Below are 15,200 nucleotides of genomic sequence, written 5' to 3' on the forward strand. Positions count from 1 at the left end.
TTACTCTTCTTCCACCTCTACCGCTGTGAGCGGGATAAGCTCTAGTTCCTCACCGCTATTCGGCTCTTCTTGACTGTCCTCGATATTACTTCTTGCGAACATCAAAGCCTCATCTTCGGTGCGAAACGCATTTGCTTTTAAGACTTCCTCTAGCCTATCTAAATGATGCGAGCGCTTTTGGCTTTGCATTGCCTGGTACTGAACAGCCAAAAGATTTCGCGCCAGTTGATATAGTCTTCCGCCAGCCTCGGTATCAATTTCACTAGCTATATCGCTTAGCAGTGCTAGATCTTCTGGCTCAAGCGGATGTTGCTCCATCGCTCGACCGGGATAGCACTCTTGAAGCACGCGCTCGTAGATTTTTGGAACTAAATCCTCAATTTCTCCTTTCTCCTCGACCCAGATACGGCGTATAGCATCGATTTCTTCAATAGAGATCAGCTCAATTTGGTCGTGCCCTGGTACATTAGCGCTCCGCAACGCGAGCTGAGTCCGAAGTAGCTCCTCAAGTAACTTAGCGCGATAATCTTGTAAATATGGGCCGTGAATTAGCTCTGAGGTTTCTCCTTTACCCATAAGTTTAACTCGACCGTTCATACGCTTGAAATCGCGCTTATCCCAGTCTTGGATACTCAAATATTTATTGCGAAAATCCAGTATAGGTTTCATCCATGACTTCTGGTCGTCGTTCTGAATCATCGCATGCATCGACTTGTCTTGCGAGACCATGGTACACACGTAGCAACCAAAACGACTGTCACCGCAACTTGGAGTCGATTTATCGACAACAACTGGGCACTCAGCGTCCGGAGTAGCACCCTTATAAATATCAAATAAATCCTGGTTATCAATACCCCATGGATTTTCATCTGTAAGAACATACATCCAGACGTCGTCACTAGTCCAAGTTTCTATAGGCAAATAGACCCACACCCGTGACAACTTAGGATCGTTATTACGACTTAAACGATCGCGAGTGCTGCCATTGTAATGGTCCATAACTTTGTCACGAGCCTGGCTCTCACCACGCCTTTGCCCTAACACGAGAATCGCCTCGCTGTTAGCTTCTGAAAGTTCTTGGATAAACTTGGTGGAAGCGCTAATCTTTAGACGATCAGTACACCAGCGAAACCTATTTCGTGGAGCTGGATACCCTTTTCCTATCAAATTGACCCAGAAACGGTGCTCAATACTTGGAGTCAGTCGATGGGGGCGAATCGGTAGACCTTGACGCTCAGCCTCGGCCTTCATCCGAGTCAACGACGAATGAACCCATGCCGCAATTACTGGATTCTCCACAAGAGTGTCAGTACTAATTACGTGAATCTCTTTAGTGCGCTGTTCTGCTGGCAGCGCCGCGACCGCCTTCCAGATTAGTTGCAATGAAGCAGTGGAGTCCTTACCACCGCTGTAACCGACAATCCAAGGTAGGGAGTCGGAACGATAGAGCGATTGTATTTCTGAGATAATGGCCTCGGGAGGCGTGGTCATGATAATTTCCGGTAATTAGCTTATGGTCTGACGTGCGGCGATGAAGGCGTTTTCTATAATTTGCTCCTCAGGTGTCAAACCCAATCCAAGCGAGCATTTTATCTGATTGCATGTTAGCGTAATATTCTGGCTGTTCTTAGCCATACGCCCACCTATCATGGCGCGCCCCTCCCAAGTTGCAATATTCGTACGCGACCAATCGATATCGCGTAATTTTTTTAGAGCTAACTTTAGGTCTGGCCGGCCATCATCAGTACGATAGACAAACTTTCCAACGCGCCCAAGTGCCTGTAAAACAATTGCATGTGAATGAATGAAATCCTGACGCACTTCACCGGCGGTCATACGGCTTTCGCGTACATGGGTCCATTCGGGTATTTGCTCGCCAACAACCTCCCAAAACTCACTGCATCTCTTCGAAGCCCAAGAAAAGTCCTCGAGATCTTTAGCACTAAGCATTTCAAGAACGGCAAAATTCAAAGCACTTAAAGTAAAAAGCTTACGAGATCGCTTGGAAAGGGAGGACCGCTCAGATTCGACCAAGTTTCGGAAAACTCGCGAAGTAAGCCCGAGATGTTTAGTCACGCTAGCCGCTGCGTTTCGATGATCGTATAGAACACTGAGGGAGGGTGAGGGCTTAATTGCATGTCTATTTAAATCAGCAAACATCTGCTGACACCGCTCTAAGCCACGATCATGGAAAAACACAACTGCGATTGTCTCGTCACCTAATTCCGGCCGCTCCTCTAGGGCTTGCTCTATCGCAGCGCGACGATGTTGCCCATCGTTGACTATGAACTTAGCGTCCATATCAACAGTTAACGTTCCCATTCGAAAATGGGTAGTATCCTTGGTACCAATTGGTTCAAAATCGACTTTGCCGTCTACAGAAGCCGTAATAGCCGAAAAAGTATAACTATCGGTATTAGCCAGGATATAGCGGGCAATTTCGGGAATTCGCGTACGGTTGATAGATCTCTGAGCCCGCAGCTCAGGCATTAATTCTTCGTTGTCAAAAACGAAGAGCCTTCCGAGTAAGCGTAGTGGGCACATGGAGACGTAAAACTCCCGTCCGGCTTGCACACCCCGTATGGCTGGAAACGTATAGGAAAATGGACTGGTCATGCTTAGGAATTTAGCATGTTTATGTTCCTATACACAAACAAGGCATGTCGATTTAACAAACAAATCAACATGATTTATGGTGAGCTTCGGTAGGTCAAAATGCTAGCCTTCTCTGCCTACCATTCGCTGAGCCAGGCTCCACACCCGGGAATAGAGCCTCCTTCATATGGAGAAAGCTACCTACTCTAGACGCATGGTTTTGGGCGCCTGGCGAGGTCTTTCCCCCCTTTTTCGGCGTTCGTGCTATTGAGCTCGATCTCGTATCCACTCGATGCTTAGCTCCATCGTCCTTGACGCCATTTTGATGGGAATGAACTGGCGCACGCGCTAACACATCGCTAACCGCCCTCGGTCGCTGCTCATCAGCGACCGTATTGACAGACCCCAAAGTGTAACTTTTCACATCCCTTGATTTTGCAGCATGCGTTGCATGTTCCCTCTCACTCATGGCGACTGCGCGAGGGGCATCCTCTGTACGCCTAGCTCCTATACTTCCGGGCTGTCAAGCCGCGTACAGCTGGCACCCTATCCCGTTTGACAGCAAGGGGCAGCAGCTCCTTAAATAGTGTGTGACCTTGAATATGCCCCAATCCCCCCGCGACCCTCTTCAGACTCTCTTCACGATCGATCAAGACATTGATCCTGAAACCCTGCAGATCCAAGCCAGCGAACCCTCGCATCGCCGGACGCCACCATCACCGACCTGGCGCTCGATCTCGAAGGCGCATACCGTCAAATGCTCTTGGGCAGCTAACAATTAATCGTGCATGGCGAATTACTCATTGAGCGTCCGCTGGTAATACTAGTGCCCATCAACAACGAGCAACTATCCCCGCGGTGGTAAAAACCAAAAGGTCAAGTCGCGTTACAACAACCCACCTTATGGAAATCCAACCCCACCAAAAAACGCGACTTAGCCCGATTTTCTCAAATTCGTTTTCACACAGCTTGGGTCGACTCCCTTCTATGGCGACCCGCAGCAGCCAAAGCTAAGCGGAGCAGACGCATCGGTTTAGCTGCGGTTCAGATTGCAGAGGCGGATCGTGGGCAAGCGTTCTGGATCCGACAGACCTAGCGCCAAGACGACATCGCACAAACGCGTTGTCCGCAGGGGAAATACGCTCGCTGGACTGGACGCGCTCTGGGGGGATCGGTGTTGCGCTAGTTGACGCTTTTTTTTGCACTAGGCAGGAGGCTTCCCAGAGGAAACAAGTACGAACCCAAGCCAAGATGGCTGTTCGCCACCCTGCAAAAGCACGCTATACTCGGCAGGTATACGATAAGCGGAGCCGCTTCCTAGACGCTGCGCTGTCCGAGGAATCTGCTTTGAAGCTTATCGGACTTACTAGCAGGCTGATTGCTCTGATAGTTGAAACTGAAGCCACGCAAAGAATCGATTAAATTTCAAGCAGTTCTAATTCATAATTAACATATAAAAATGGTGCCAGCATGAGCGAACAGCAAGTAGTTCCTTTTTCTGACTTACAAGTCAATGGCGTCAGCTTAGACGATGCGGTTAAGCAAGGTCAGCAGATGATAGAGGCTTTGCAATCTTTGGGGATTCGTGAGGCGACTTTTGATACCGGCACGTATTATAACCACAATCAATCTACCCAAACAACAACACTTGCCGCGGATGGAATAATGCTGGAACAACGCCAGCACACTACAACTATCGTGTTGAGAAACGAGGGAAGCACTCAACAACAGGCGCTGGCTGAGGTCGAAGCTACTACTACGCAAAAAACACTCGGAGCCTTTTCTGGCCACTCTCAGCCATGGGTTTCTCAGCAGCTTTCGCAGGATAAAGAGGGCGTATAACTTGCGATGACTGACGTCGGTTATTCGGCGTCAGCTTTAATGCTTAGCTAATTTTTATTACGAATTTGGGGCTTTAGGATGCCGGTATAATCCGTCACCAATTATATCTCCACTCCCCCATTGCTGAAACGCATCCAGATGGGTAAATAAGGGGTGACGCACTACAGCTTCTCGATTGTTAAGTGAAGTATATAGCTCGGCTTCTGTGCGTTTTTTAAATAGATAGTTAAGACTATTTGCTAGAACATCGGCCGCCAGGATCAGGCCATTATCTTCAGGTACTGGCTGAATGTTGAGACTGCCAATTATTTCTGGTATTTGCATTTCAGCTGGATATTCCGTAGTTGAAGATATTTTTCTGTAAACCAATTTCTTTTTCAGAGTGTCATACCCAGTGACAATTGTAACCTTTGGGTTCGTATCAAGCAGCTCTACGGCGATTTGTTGAAACTGTTTCACAAGAGGAGCATCTAATTGGTCGGTACATACTACCAGCTCAACATTCTTTCGATCACGCTCGAGAAGAAACGCTGCTATATGGGCATAGAAGCCTCCAAAAAGCTCCACATGCATTGAAGGTAACTCTTCGCGAACGCTACCCGTTTTGACTCGAGCCGGACTGGTACGCCGTGCAATCATTGCCGCTCTGTGGTCCCGGGAAGCCTGAAGCTGATTAGAGTAAAACTCATTCAGACCAGCAACATGAATTGCGTACCAGAAGCAAGGTAAATTTGCTGCTTGGATCTCATCGAACAGCGCTTTCCTCAAAGCACCTTTTTGCTCTTTAGGTAAATCGGCTATATGAAGCTTTCCCAAAGCAGGCTTGAATTTCAGTGCAATGGCGTTAAATTTTTGCGCTAGGTCCGTATGAAGCTGCTCGGGAATCAAAATGCCAGCGAATACTCCAGTTTCACCTGGAAAAGTCTCTTGCTGATCAGCATATCCTTTAGCCCCTGATTCATCACAGTAAATAAAAATACGCTCTGGCATTCTTCTAAGCCCATTAGTTGCACATGATGACATCATGACATCAAAAGGATCAAATGATCTACGATTGCCCCACAATACAGAGGAGCGCTGAAGATAGCCGTGCTTCGACTCACTAGACGCCGGGCCTAATATCATCCTATAACCACTTCTGTCCGACTAAGCGTGTCGCCACCGACAGCGTTGGGCAATTCACTGTCAATCATGGCTACGAAACATGCTGCTCAGATCGATGCAAACGTGTGGTAGTGGAGTGTCGTATTCCAATTGGTATTCCAACAAGAAATCAGATCCGATATTAATTCTATAAATCAATAGGCTACCGAACAAATTCAAATCCCCCCGGCTCAAAAAAGACGTCCCCATACGTCTTTTTATACCCGCCCCCCTACAGCCTCCCCCTCCGCGCAAACGCCGCCAACACTGTCCGCTCCGACTGCACCAGATACCCCTCCAACATCACCACCGCATCCCCCGCACGCCCTTCCTCAACGCACCGAAGTATCGAAGCATTCATATCCAGAAACGGCAGGTGCAAAAACTGCGGATCATTAAGCAACCCAAACGCCAACCGCAATTCAGCCGAGATTTGTCCATAAAACACCAGCAGGCGCGGGCTGTCGGCGAGTTCGACGATGGCGGTGTGGAATGCCATGTTGGCCGTGCCCACTGCCACCCAATCCTTGGCTTCGCGTGCGCGTGCGCCGGCTTCGACGGCTTGTTGCATGTGCAGGGCGCCGGGGTGTTGGGGGTAGCCTTGGGCGATTGCCTTGCATTCGATGAAGCGGCGCACGCGGTAGATGTCGATGATCGAGGCCATGTCGGGGGCTGCGACGGTGACGCCGCGGTTGGGTTCGTGTTTGAGCAGGCCTTCGCGGGTCAGCACTCTGAACGCTTCTCTCAGGGTGTTGCGCGAAATATCCAGAGTCTCGGCCAGTGCGGCTTCGGACAGGCGCTGACCGGGCACGAGTTCGCCTTCGACCAGCATTCTGCGTATTTCCTGGGTGATGGATTCTCCCAGCGTGCGAGGAAGAGTGGGAGGTGCGTCGTTCATAAGAAATCCAAGGTAGGAATAACCGCGCGGTTATTCCATCAGAGCTGGGTGCAAGGCACAAGGATGACGCAGGGAGCGTGCTTCATTAAGTAGCAGCATGCGGGCTTTGGGTAACAATTGAGTGCATATGAATCACTCATCAATAACAGATTGTTCAACAATAAATCCTTTATCAACCCACACTTAGGTGTCGATTCATGGCTTTTGGCACACACATTGCTCAGTCGAGATATCTCTCACCGTAGGAACGATGCTGTGACACAGACTCCTCAAGCGTTCACAAAAGACCGGCGCGCCTCTCTGGTGGCGGCGATTTTCATGATGGCGACGTCGGCCATCGGGCCGGGCTTTCTGACGCAGACGGCGACGTTCACGGCGACCCTGGGTGCGGCGTTTGCGTTCGGCATTCTGGCCTCGATCCTGATCGACTTCGTGGTGCAGCTGAACGTCTGGCGCATCGTGTCGCTGACGCGGATGCGCGCAGCGGACCTGGCCAACGCTGCAATCCCCGGGAGTGGCTACCTGCTGACGTTGCTGGTGCTGTCCGGCGGTCTGGTGTTCATGCTGGGCAATATCGCCGGTGCGGGCCTGGGCTTGAATGCGTTGACCGGCCTGGACCCCAAATGGGGCGGGGCATTGAGTGCGCTGCTTGCCATCGCGATTTTCTCCTCCCACCGCGCCGGTATTGCCATGGACCGCATCATGATGGCGCTGGGCATTCTCAAGGTGTGCCTGATCCTGTTCGCCGCTTTTGCCACCCATCCGCCGTTGGGCGAAGCCCTGCGTCAATCGGTGTGGCCGGACTTCATCGACTTCGCCGCCATCACCACCATCGTCGGTGGCACGGTCGGCGGCTACATCACCTATGCCGGCGCGCACCGGTTGCTCGACCGGGGCACGGTGGGTGTGGAAAACATTGAAGCGGTTTCCAGGGCAGCGCTGACCGGCATTCTGGTCACGGGTGTGGCGCGTTATGTGCTGTTCCTGGCGATTCTCGGGGTGGTGGCCAGTGGCGTGGTTATCGACGTGTCCGGCCAGGGCGCCAACCCTGCGGCCCAGGCGTTCCATGCGGCGGCGGGTAATATCGGCATGATGATGTTCGGCCTGGTGCTGTGGGCGGCGGGGATCAGCAGTGTGATCGGCGCTTCGTACACGTCGATGTCATTTATTACCGTGTTTTCAAAGCGCATCACCGAGCGTGTGCGTCATCTGGCCACCGTCGTGTTTATCGTCATTTCGCTGGCTGTTTATCTGATGCTGGGCAAACCACCGGCGGCGCTGCTGGTGTTCGCCGGCGGCTTCAACGGGCTGATCCTGCCGCTGGGCCTGAGCATCTTCATGTATGTGGGCTGGCGCCGCTCCGATCTCATGGACGGCTACCACTATCCTCGCTGGTTGCTGGTGCTTGGTATCCTCACCTGTCTGCTGTCGTGGTTCATGGCCTACAAGTCGGCGGGTGCCATCTTTGCCTTTATCGGCGCGGCCTGATTTAACCGGAGGTTACTTTTGATGCGTGCAATTGATCTTAACAGCGACCTGGGAGAGAGCTTCGGCGCCTGGAGCATGGGCGACGACAGCGCGATGCTCGATGTGGTGACCAGCGCCAACGTCGCCTGCGGTTTTCATGCCGGCGACCCGGCCGGCATCCTGCGCACCTTGCAAGCCGCCGCCGCCAAAAACGTTACCATTGGCGCCCATGTGGCCTACCCGGACAAGGTCGGCTTCGGTCGCCGCAACATGGACCTGGCCAGAGATGAACTGACCGCCGACGTGATCTACCAGATCGGCGCGCTTCAAGGTTTGGCCAGGGCTGCGGGCACGTCGGTTCGCTACGTAAAACCCCACGGTGCGTTGTACAACACCATTGCCCACGACCGTCGCCAGGCGCTGGCGGTGATCGCCGCCATCCGCGCCATCGATTCCACGCTGATACTGGTGGCCCTGGCCGGTTCCACGCTGATCCAATGGGCGCGCGACGAGGGCTTGCAGTGTGTCGCCGAAGCCTTCGCCGACCGGGCCTACACGCCGCAAGGCACACTGGTGTCGCGACGTGAACCGGGCGCGGTGCTGCACGATCCGAAACAGGTGGCCCAACGCATGCTGCGCCTGGTCGAAGACGGCACCATTGAAGCCATTGATGGCACGCGCACCCGCATCGAGGCCGACTCCATCTGCGTGCATGGCGACAGCCCCGCAGCGGTGGACATGGCGCGCGAACTGCGCCGAGTGCTGGAGCAGGCCAACCTGTCCGTGCGGCCGTTTGCGGGAGATCGCCCATGAATGCGTTCGCCCGCGCCCGCGAGGCGGCCATTGGCGCTGCCCGGCAAGCCCGTCAAACCTACCGTGACGGGCTGATAACCCCCACGGCCGGTATTGCCCCGGGCATGACCCAGGCCAACCTGATCGCCCTGCCGCGCGAATGGGCCTACGACTTTCTGCTGTACGCCCAGCGCAATCCCAAAGCCTGCCCGGTCCTCGACGTCAGCGACGCGGGCAGTCCGAGCACGCTGCTGGCACAAGACGCAGACCTGCGCACCGACCTGCCGCTGTACCGCATCTGGCGGGACGGAAAAATGGTCGACGAAGTCAGCGACGCCACCCAGGCCTGGGCCGAGCACGACGACATGGTGGCGTTCCTGATCGGTTGCAGCTTCACCTTTGAAACCGCCTTGCAGGAAGCGGGCATCGAAGTGCGGCACATCGCCGATGGCTGCAACGTGCCGATGTACCGTACCCACCGCGCCTGCCGCCCGGCGGGACGCCTGCACGGTGAAATGGTTGTGTCCATGCGGCCGATCCCGCCGGATCGGGTGGCCGAGGCCACTGCAATCTCCGCGCGCTATCCCTCCGTCCACGGCGCCCCGGTGCACATCGGCGAGCCTGCACTGCTGGGCATCCAGGACCTGAGCCAACCCGACTTTGGCGACGCAGTGCGCATCGAGCCTGGCGAGGTTCCGGTGTTCTGGGCCTGCGGCGTGACGCCCCAGGCGGCAGTGGCGGCGTCGGGTGTGCCTTTTGCGATCACCCATGCGCCCGGCCATATGTTCATCACCGATGTGCCTGACAGCACTTACCACGTCTAGGAGCTTCCCGTGCGCTTTCTACCGGTCAACCTGGACACCCTGCTCGTCGAATTGAACGACCTCGACCAAACCCTGGCCCTGTTCGACGCCCTGATGGCGGAGCCGATTGCCGGCGTCGAAGAAATCGTGCCCGCCGCGCGAACGCTGCTGATCCAGTTTCGTCCCAGCGCCATCGAGCGCCAGGCGCTGGTCGAGCGCATCGCCGGGCGGGACCTGAGCCAGCGCCGCGAAGGCGAGCAGCGCCGGGTGGAAATCCCCGTGCACTACAACGGCGAAGATCTCGACGAAGTCGCCACCCTGCTGGGCATCAGCCGCACCGAAGTGATACAGCGCCACACCGCCCATGACTACAGCGTGGCCTTTTGTGGCTTTGCACCGGGTTTTGCCTACCTCACCGGCGGCGCCGGTTTCCAGGTGCCGCGCCGGCAAACCCCGCGCACCCGCATACCGGCGGGCGCCGTGGCCCTGGCCGGAGACTTCAGTGGCGTCTACCCCCAGGCCAGCCCCGGTGGCTGGCAGATCATCGGCGTCACGCCGTTGCAGATGTGGGACCTGAACCGCGCCGAACCGGCCCTGCTGCGCCCTGGCTATAAAGTGCGATTCACCGACGCCGGCCCGCTCCCGGCCGGCGGGTTGCCCACCCCCACCGCCGCCACGCGTTCCGCCGACCCCGGCGGCGCCTGCCTGGAAATCATCAGCCCCGGATTACACAGCGTGTTGCAGGACATGGGCCGCCCCGGCCAGACCGACCAGGGCGTGTCACGCTCCGGCGCGCTGGACCTCGGCGCCCTGCGTGCGGCCAACCGCGCCGTGGGCAACCGCTCGGACATGGCCTGCGTGGAATCGGTACTCGGCGGCCTGAGCTTTGTTTGTCACGGCCATGGGGTGATCGCGGTCACTGGCGCGCACACGCCGATCACCATTACCAGCGCCAGCGGCCTGCAATGGACGGCCGACAACTACCAGCCCATCGAACTGGCCATGGGTGATCGTGTCAGCCTGGGCGCACCGTTGGCGGGGCTGCGCAGCTACCTGGCGATGCGTGGCGGTTTTGACGTCACGCCGGTGCTCGGCAGCCTGTCCACCGACACCCTGGCTCAGGTCGGCCCCCCGGCGCTCGCTGTCGGCGACCGCTTGGGCTTTACCCCACGCACCACCGGCACCAGCGTATCGCTGCAGGAAGCGCCAGCCTTCGAACTGCCGACGGCAGCGGATATCGTCACCCTCGACGTGGTGATGGGGCCACGCACTGACTGGTTTACCGAAGACGCCGTGCAGCGCCTGAGCAGTCAGCTGTGGCGCGTCACCTCGCAGTCCAACCGCGTCGGCATTCGCCTGACCGGAGACGTGCCGCTGACGCGCAGCAATCACCAGGAATTGCCCAGCGAAGGTACCGCCGTCGGTGCCATCCAGGTCCCGGCCAGTGGGCAACCGGTGCTGTTCCTGGCCGACCACCCGTTGACCGGCGGCTACCCGGTGATCGCCGCCGTGGCCAGCCACCACCTGGACCTGGCCGGGCAGATACCGATCAATGCGCAGATTCGCTTCAACCCGCTGAACACATTCAGCGAAATCCAACCGCGCACAGATGCCTCTTTTTCAACTGCCGATGCGAAGAAAACCCCATGAAAAAATTACTGATCGCCAACCGTGGTGAAATCGCCGTCCGCATCGCCCGCGCCTGCCGTGACTATGGTGTGCAATCGGTTGCGGTGTACGCCGACGCCGACATCGACGCCCTGCACGTGCGTCAGGCCGACGAAGCCTATGCTCTGGACGGCCAGCGCCCGGCAGACACCTACCTGGATATCGAAAAACTCCTGGCCATTGCCAAACGCAGCGGCGCGGATGCCGTGCACCCAGGCTACGGTTTTCTGTCCGAGCGCGCCGACTTCGCCCGCGCGGTGATCAACGCGGGGCTGGTGTGGGTTGGCCCCAACCCCGAGACCATCGACGTGCTGGGCGACAAGGTCGAGGCGCGCAAACTGGCGCATCAGGTCGGCGCTCCGCTGGTCGCCGGTACGCCAGGCCCGGTCGAAAGCGCGGCGCAAGTGCTGGCGTTTGCCGAGCAGCACGGCTTGCCGATTGCCATCAAGGCCGCCTTTGGCGGTGGCGGACGCGGCATGAAAGTGGCCTGGCGCCTGGACGAGGTCGCCGAATTGTTCGCCTCGGCCGTGCGCGAAGCCGAAGCGGCGTTCGGCCGCGGTGAGTGTTTCGTCGAGCAGTTCCTCGACCGTCCTCGACACATCGAAGCGCAAGTCATCGCCGATAAACACGGCAAGGTCGTGGTGGTCGGCACGCGTGACTGCTCGCTGCAACGCCGTAACCAGAAGCTGGTGGAAGAAGCCCCCGCGCCGTTCATCAGCGATGCACAGCGCGAGCGTATCCATCAGTCGGCCCACGCCATTTGCGCCAAGGCCGGTTACGTCGGCGCCGGCACGGTGGAGTTTCTGCTCAGCCAGGATGGCACGCTGTCGTTTCTGGAGGTCAACACGCGCCTTCAAGTCGAGCACCCGGTCACCGAAGAAACCACCGGCGTGGACCTTGTGATCGAGCAACTGCGCATCGCCGACGGCCTTCCCTTGTCGTTCAGCGAAACGCCGGTGCCGCGCGGCCACAGCTTTGAATTTCGCATCAACGCCGAAGACCCGGGCAAAGGCTTTTTGCCCACCCCCGGTCACATCAGCGCGTTCCAGCCCCCTCCGGCCCCGGCGTGCGCCTGGACAGCGGCGTGGTCACGGGTTCGAGCGTGCCCAGCACTTTCGATTCGATGATGGCCAAGCTGATCGTCAGCGGCGCCACCCGCGAACAGGCCATCGCCCGCGCCCGCCGTGCCCTGGCAGAGTTCAACATCGAAGGCATCGCCTCGGTGCTGCCCTTTCACCGGGCCGTGATGGAGCATGCCGACTTCACCGGCGCCGACCGATTCGCCGTGCACACCCGCTGGATCGAGACCGACTTCGCCGAACAGATCACCCTCGCCCCACGCAACGCGTTGTCGGCCGACCCCGAGGTGCTGCGCACCTTCGTCGAAATCGACGGCAAGCGCCACGAACTGGGCCTGCCCGCCGCCCTGTTGCGCGGCATCAGCCTGAACGGACCGGCTCCCGCCAGCGCCAGCACGCGCTCAAACGAGGCCGCAGATCCACAAGCGGTGCTGACGCCGGTAGCGGGCAACCTGCATGCCTGGGTCGTCGGCGACGGCGACTCGGTCAGCGCCGGCCAAGTGATCGCCGTGGTGGAAGCGATGAAGATGGAAACCTCGATCCTCGCCCCCTGTGCGGGCGATGTTCAGATTGCCGAACAGGCAGGTGCTTATTTCGAGGCTGGCTGCGTGATTGGGCGTATCAAGACAGCCAATTGAGTTGAACGCTGCTACACAGGTTGCACGCGCAACGAGGGATTAGCTCGATTGCCGCGTGCAGCCTGCAGAAAACCGCAGGAAGGAAGCGAGCAAAACCGCACTCTCGTTCACGAATTGTTAAGAAACACCTCCCTATACTTGCCGATTGCCATGTCCGCTCCCCCGAGCGGTCCCCTGCCCCGGTAGCCACACTCCATGACGCGTCCCGTTCCTCTGCTGCTTCTGCTCGCTGGTCTGTTGTTCTTCTTCGCCCTGGGTAACCATGAATTGCAGGGTTCCACCGAAGCCCGTGTGGCGGGGATCGCCATGGCCATGCACCTGGACAACGACTGGGTGGTGCCGCGACTGTTTCAGGAGCCGTTTCTGGAAAAACCGCCCCTGAGCCTGTGGCTCGACGCCGGCGCGATTCGGCTGTTTGGCGCCAGCACCGGGGCGGTGCGTCTGGCGTCGGCGTTTGCCGGGCTGTTCAGTGTGATGCTGTTGTACGGGATGTTGCGCACCTTCGGGCGGCCAAAAACGTTGGCGTTCAGCGCGGCGCTGATCCTGGCGACCATGGCCAGTTACTGGGGCAATGTGCGCGGTGTGGGTGAGGATTCATTGCTCAGTCTCGGCGTGACCACCGCGCTGCTGGCGTTTTACCAAGCCGTGCGGCCTGATCGCGAAGGCCCCAGCACGTGGGCCTGGGCGCTGTTCGCGGCGGGTATGGTGATCGCCACCCTGAGCAAGGGCGTGCTGGGCCTGGCGATGCCGGGCATCGTGATCTTTGTGTACCTGGTCAGCATCAGCCTGATGGACAAGCGCCTGAGCATCGGCGACTGGCTCAAGCCGGCGCTGTTTACCCTGTTGGCGTTGGTGCCGCTGATGATCTGGCTGGGGTTTCTGTTTCAGCGCGACGGGATGCAGGCGGTGGGCGAGGTGCTGTTGACCAACAGCGTCGGTCGCTTCAGCGGCTCGTTTGTCGAAGCCGGGCATTACGAGCCGTTTTACTACTACCTTGTGAAGCTGCCCGAGGCATTTTTGCCGTGGAATATCCTGGTGTACCTGGGCCTGTGGCACTTTCGCAAGAGCCTGGTGCGCAACCGTTATCGCCTGTTTTTCAGCGTGTGGCTGGTAGCGCAATTTACCTTGCTGACCCTGGCGTCCAGCAAGCGCACGGTGTACCTGATGGCGCTGACGCCTGCCGCTGCCGTGCTCGCCGCCGAATATGTGCGCGTGCTGCTGGAGTGGCTCAAGGAACACAAGCCTGCGCTGTACGCGCACCATCGGCGTGTAATCGGCGCGGTATTCACCCTGGCCATCGCCTGCTACCTCACGGCGGCTTTCTGGTTCGCGCCCAAGGCGGACGTGCGCCACTCGTTCGTGCCGGTGATCAGCGAGATCCAGACCCTGCTGGACCAGGGCAAAAACGTGGTGCTGTTTCAACCCAACGAGCGGATCGCGGGCGCCAGTGTGTTTTACCTGCACGCTTATCTGCCGATCCTGCAAACCGAAGCGCAATTGCGCAGCTACCTGGCCGCCAAACCCGGCAACGTGGCGCTGGTGGATCGTACCGAGCAACTGCAGGAAAAGGTCACGGTGACCAAACAGATGTCGATCAATCGCCAGCCCTACTACTTCATCGAGCAGTAAGGCCGGCGCGGTACGTCAGTGCTTGGTGAGTTTGTCCAGGTAACCCATGGCGAACGCCGAGACCACGAAGGTCATGTGGATGATCACGTACCACATCAAATGCTGCGGATCGACGTTCTTGGCGTCCATGAAGATGCGCAGCAGGTGGATGGAGGAAATCGCCACGATGGACGCCGCCACTTTCATCTTCAGCGACGAGGAGTCCATGGTGCCGAGCCAGTTGAGCTTTTCCTTGTTGTCATCGATATCCAGCTGCGAGACGAAGTTCTCGTAGCCGGAAATCATCACCATCACCAGCAGGCCGCCGACCAGGGCCATGTCGATCAGCGACAGCAGCACCAGGATCAGCTCGGACTCGGCCATCGAGAACACGCTCGGCAGCAGGTGGATCACTTCCTGGAAGAATTTCAGCGCCAGCGCCAGCAGGCCCAGGGACAGACCGAAATAGATCGGCGCCAGCAGCCAGCGCGAGGCGTACATAGCATTTTCGATAAAACGTTCCATTGAATCTCACACAGCGTGGCTAGAAATGGCGGCGAGTATACCAGTCGCTGTCAGCCGCCTGTCACCGCGAGAAAACTGACGTGTACGGCATCTGTAAGCGCGTTTATCTGCTAGTGTCGAGCCCATCAAATCGGCTCAATGC

Annotated in this window: 11 protein-coding genes and 1 pseudogene; 7 read left to right on the forward strand and 5 right to left on the reverse strand. The window is 57.5% G+C overall.

The annotated features are described in order from the left end of the window. Both dndC and dndB read right to left on the reverse strand, forming a co-directional pair. Positions 1 to 1,491, reverse strand: a complete 1,491-nt coding sequence (gene dndC / locus VRB54_RS20345; protein WP_122679008.1) for a DNA phosphorothioation system sulfurtransferase DndC — start codon at positions 1,489 to 1,491, stop codon at positions 1 to 3. 15 nt (positions 1,492 to 1,506) lie between these two features. Next, complete coding sequence (dndB, locus tag VRB54_RS20350; protein ID WP_338478537.1) at positions 1,507 to 2,616, reverse strand: DNA sulfur modification protein DndB; 1,110 nt, start codon at positions 2,614 to 2,616, stop codon at positions 1,507 to 1,509. Positions 2,617 to 4,065: 1,449 nt separating this feature from the next. Between dndB and VRB54_RS20355 the strand changes: the two genes are divergently transcribed. Continuing rightward, positions 4,066 to 4,437: a hypothetical protein gene (locus tag VRB54_RS20355; RefSeq protein ID WP_338478538.1), complete on the forward strand. Its 372-nt coding sequence runs from the start codon at positions 4,066 to 4,068 to the stop codon at positions 4,435 to 4,437. Positions 4,438 to 4,494: 57 nt separating this feature from the next. Here VRB54_RS20355 and VRB54_RS20360 read toward each other — a convergent pair whose 3' ends face one another. After that, entirely contained in the window at positions 4,495 to 5,427 is a 933-nt protein-coding gene (locus tag VRB54_RS20360) for a hypothetical protein (protein WP_338478539.1), read from the reverse strand. A 385-nt stretch (positions 5,428 to 5,812) separates the two neighbouring features. Next, entirely contained in the window at positions 5,813 to 6,478 is a 666-nt protein-coding gene (locus VRB54_RS20365) for a GntR family transcriptional regulator (protein WP_338478540.1), read from the reverse strand. A gap of 255 nt (positions 6,479 to 6,733) precedes the next feature. On the opposite strand from VRB54_RS20365, the gene VRB54_RS20370 reads away from it, so the two are divergent. The 6 genes and pseudogenes from VRB54_RS20370 to VRB54_RS20395 all read left to right on the forward strand — a co-directional run bounded on the left by VRB54_RS20370 (position 6,734) and on the right by VRB54_RS20395 (position 14,554). Next, positions 6,734 to 7,966 (forward strand): NRAMP family divalent metal transporter, encoded by a 1,233-nt coding sequence (locus tag VRB54_RS20370; RefSeq protein ID WP_003235119.1) that lies wholly within the window; start codon positions 6,734 to 6,736, stop codon positions 7,964 to 7,966. Between the two features lie 21 nt (positions 7,967 to 7,987). Beyond that, entirely contained in the window at positions 7,988 to 8,758 is a 771-nt protein-coding gene (locus tag VRB54_RS20375; RefSeq protein ID WP_338478541.1) for a 5-oxoprolinase subunit PxpA, read from the forward strand. Then, positions 8,755 to 9,561 (forward strand): putative hydro-lyase, encoded by an 807-nt coding sequence (locus tag VRB54_RS20380; RefSeq protein ID WP_338478542.1) that lies wholly within the window; start codon positions 8,755 to 8,757, stop codon positions 9,559 to 9,561. The genes VRB54_RS20375 and VRB54_RS20380 overlap by 4 nt, the downstream gene beginning before the upstream one ends. Before the next feature lie 9 nt (positions 9,562 to 9,570). Beyond that, positions 9,571 to 11,190 carry a 5-oxoprolinase/urea amidolyase family protein gene (locus tag VRB54_RS20385; RefSeq protein ID WP_338478543.1) on the forward strand — a complete coding sequence of 540 codons (1,620 nt, stop codon included), beginning with the start codon at positions 9,571 to 9,573 and terminating at the stop codon, positions 11,188 to 11,190. Next, positions 11,187 to 12,925: pseudogene (locus VRB54_RS20390) on the forward strand (acetyl/propionyl/methylcrotonyl-CoA carboxylase subunit alpha). The gene VRB54_RS20385 and the pseudogene VRB54_RS20390 overlap by 4 nt, the downstream one beginning before the upstream one ends. Before the next feature lie 195 nt (positions 12,926 to 13,120). Continuing rightward, positions 13,121 to 14,554, forward strand: coding sequence for an ArnT family glycosyltransferase (locus VRB54_RS20395; protein WP_338478544.1), 1,434 nt, complete (start codon positions 13,121 to 13,123; stop codon positions 14,552 to 14,554). A gap of 15 nt (positions 14,555 to 14,569) precedes the next feature. Here VRB54_RS20395 and VRB54_RS20400 read toward each other — a convergent pair whose 3' ends face one another. Further along, on the reverse strand, positions 14,570 to 15,058 hold the full coding sequence (locus tag VRB54_RS20400; RefSeq protein ID WP_024077486.1) for a TIGR00645 family protein: 489 nt from the start codon (positions 15,056 to 15,058) through the stop codon (positions 14,570 to 14,572). Between the last annotated feature and the right edge of the window lie 142 nt (positions 15,059 to 15,200).

Origin of the sequence: Pseudomonas trivialis, from assembly GCF_036864995.1 — a bacterium.
Lineage (GTDB): Bacteria > Pseudomonadota > Gammaproteobacteria > Pseudomonadales > Pseudomonadaceae > Aquipseudomonas > Aquipseudomonas trivialis.

What these genes read in the sequence shown, in the direction of transcription:
- dndC (WP_122679008.1), bottom strand. Translation starts at nt 1,491, where the DNA reads ATGACCACGCCTCCCGAGGCCATTATCTCAGAAATACAATCGCTCTAT.
- dndB (WP_338478537.1), bottom strand. Translation starts at nt 2,616, where the DNA reads ATGACCAGTCCATTTTCCTATACGTTTCCAGCCATACGGGGTGTGCAA.
- VRB54_RS20355 (WP_338478538.1), top strand. Translation starts at nt 4,066, where the DNA reads ATGAGCGAACAGCAAGTAGTTCCTTTTTCTGACTTACAAGTCAATGGC.
- VRB54_RS20360 (WP_338478539.1), bottom strand. Translation starts at nt 5,427, where the DNA reads ATGCCAGAGCGTATTTTTATTTACTGTGATGAATCAGGGGCTAAAGGA.
- VRB54_RS20365 (WP_338478540.1), bottom strand. Translation starts at nt 6,478, where the DNA reads ATGAACGACGCACCTCCCACTCTTCCTCGCACGCTGGGAGAATCCATC.
- VRB54_RS20375 (WP_338478541.1), top strand. Translation starts at nt 7,988, where the DNA reads ATGCGTGCAATTGATCTTAACAGCGACCTGGGAGAGAGCTTCGGCGCC.
- VRB54_RS20380 (WP_338478542.1), top strand. Translation starts at nt 8,755, where the DNA reads ATGAATGCGTTCGCCCGCGCCCGCGAGGCGGCCATTGGCGCTGCCCGG.
- VRB54_RS20395 (WP_338478544.1), top strand. Translation starts at nt 13,121, where the DNA reads ATGACGCGTCCCGTTCCTCTGCTGCTTCTGCTCGCTGGTCTGTTGTTC.
- VRB54_RS20400 (WP_024077486.1), bottom strand. Translation starts at nt 15,058, where the DNA reads ATGGAACGTTTTATCGAAAATGCTATGTACGCCTCGCGCTGGCTGCTG.